This is a genomic window from Halorubrum sp. SS7 (assembly GCF_005435055.1).
GTDB classification, from domain to species: Archaea; Halobacteriota; Halobacteria; order Halobacteriales; family Haloferacaceae; genus Halorubrum; species Halorubrum salinarum.
Map to the genome: position 1 here is coordinate 1 of NZ_SGXV01000217.1, position 661 is coordinate 661.

General features: G+C 68.2%; 2 protein-coding genes. Both read left to right on the forward strand.

All coding sequences use genetic code 11. The features are described 5' to 3' along the window. Window positions 1-359 (forward strand): hypothetical protein (locus EXE44_RS17705; protein WP_206750404.1); only part of this gene is annotated, 359 nt, incomplete at its 5' end. Further along, window positions 359-661 (forward strand): hypothetical protein (locus EXE44_RS17710; protein ID WP_137718029.1); only part of this gene is annotated, 303 nt, incomplete at its 3' end. The genes EXE44_RS17705 and EXE44_RS17710, both read left to right, overlap by 1 nt.

Genomic DNA, 661 nt, shown 5'->3' on the forward strand with positions numbered 1-661 from the left:
ACGATACCCAATCAGAAGGGGGTGAGGAGGGGGGAGAGACCCCCTCTGAAGGGGGTTCGTGGGGCGAGATGTATGTCGAGTCCCTCTCGGTACTCCTACCGGAGGTCGCCTCGGAGATGCGCGACGAGGGCGACGCCGAGGCGATGTCCTCCGAGGAGGTCGCGGCCCTCGCGACCGAGCCGCCCGTGGAGCTGGATCAGAAGTTCGACGCGGTCGTTTCGGATATGGGCATGGAGGAGATGAGCGACAAGCAGGCGCTCCTCCTCTCGACCGCGATCGTCTGCGGCACCGTGCTGCTGAAGGATGGTGACGTGGCCGGGAAGTTCGTTGGCGCCGCCTCCGAGGAGGTGAGCGCGTGATGTTCGGGCTCCAGAAGCAGGCGATGAAGCAGATGATGTCGAACCCCGCGGAGAACGAGCAGATCCGGGCCTACGCGGGGATCCTCGCCGGGCTCGAACGCGAGCAGCGGGAGCAGATGCGACAGCACGCCGAACACCTCGGCGTCGACCCGGACGAGGTCGGCCTCGCCGAGCCGCCGGACCCCGAGGTGCGCGTGGCGGAACTCGCCGATGCGGTCGGTGCGCACGTCGTCGGCGACGCGTGGAGTCTCTACGTCGACCACCTCGCGCCGGACGAGCTGGAGAACGCCGACCGGGCGGGA